Annotated in this window: 1 protein-coding gene; it reads right to left on the bottom strand. The window is 54.5% G+C overall.

The genetic code is table 11. The annotated features are described in order from the left end of the window. Positions 1–1,309: type II toxin-antitoxin system HipA family toxin (locus AC1DH9_RS29035; protein WP_477809324.1), on the bottom strand; the 1,309-nt coding region annotated here is incomplete at its 3' end. Between the last annotated feature and the right edge of the window lie 177 nt (positions 1,310–1,486).

Here is a 1,486-nt window from a genome sequence, read left to right as displayed (position 1 = left end):
CCCTTAAACGATGCTCAAGATGTCGCAAAGCAATTCGAGGGTGATTCATCGTCACCTCAGGCAGACCGCTTTCGGTCAGTATGTCCGGCAGCGCCCGCAAGCGATTGGCTTGCTCGCGCAACCGCTCGAAGACCACCTGCGAATCGACAATCCCCGTTAACGCATTACAGACGCCACGCCAATCGACATCCCCCGCCAACTCCAAATCCCGTGGCCATTTTGTGGTCCGGGTGATGCCTTCATCGTCCATGACCATCGGTGCCAGGTCGTAGATCGGTGCTAGTTCAAACGAATTGGCGTGGCGGATGATCGCGGTGTTACGTCCATGGTTATCTGAGTTGCCGAGTATTTTGTTGAGCAGGTCACGACGCAGGTAGTCCACGACCAGATCCTCAATGTGCGCCGCTTGTCCAGTCGACCGCCAAAGGTCGGCAAGGAGCCGGATCACCTCCAAGTGATCCATGGGACTTCCCGGGGTAGTCACTCCGGCCAGTGAGTAAATCGACTCAACCGCCAGTCGCTCGAGGCCCTGCTCGTTTATACGACGGTCAAAACGCTGCATCCACAAACTGGGTTTTGTCGCCTCTTCCAAAGCCAGCCCTGCTGTGGCCACGGTGTCGATGCCAAGCATCTGCAGCGCCTTGTAGTAATGGAACTCGCTTCTGAGGATGTCTTTGTCGGTTTGTGTGCCTTGGTTACGAGCGAACTTCACAAACCAGTGCTGTGCCACTTCGGTGTCATCCAGCATTGCATCCGGATACAGCAGGCCTTCACGGTTTTCTGTCAGCAACAGCTTGGGCGCTTCACCACCTGCCCCCGTCGCACCATCAATGGCTGCACCTTGTTCGTAGGCATATTCCAGAAAGCGATTGTCGCGCGAGATCACGTCGTCACGCTGGAAGCCCACTGCCGGGCGGCTGCTCAGTGTTTCAAGCGACTCCTTGATCCGCATATTGCCAATGGGGGCCGGTGTACTGCGGGCCAGTAAAAACAGGTCGGCGCTAATGCCCTCTGGCTTGTCGCGACCAATGTGCGTCATGAGGAACCGTTTGGCTGCCCCCGCTGGCGCAATGTCGTGCAAGAACGCCGGAGCAGTCGAGGTTCGCTGCCCCTCCCAGGCTACCGGGACATTGGCGCTCACAGCCCCAGCGAAAGGACTTGGTATATCGTTGATGTTGTCGACCAGATAACCCAATTCGTAGCCAAAGTTGCACCGACTGGCGAAGCCTTGCTCCGGGTCATCAAAGCTCAGGACCATGGCATCCTGCCATTCCCCAGCCGAATGAATTTGTAGCGTTAGCGTCAGCATTGCTTGCTCCTGCAATTTAATACATTTRCAAAGGCTTAAAACATGAGGCGATTGCAATATAGTGCATAAATTAAGTTCGCACACGGCAAAAATGTGCATTTAAATGCATACAACAGATAATTCCAGACAATYAAAATGCATTAAATTGCGTTTTCGCGCGATTGAACCCCACACATC

The sequence above is a fragment of the Pseudomonas sp. 05T35 genome (genome assembly GCF_056396605.1).
This window is presented reverse-complemented; position numbering and strand designations above follow the sequence as displayed.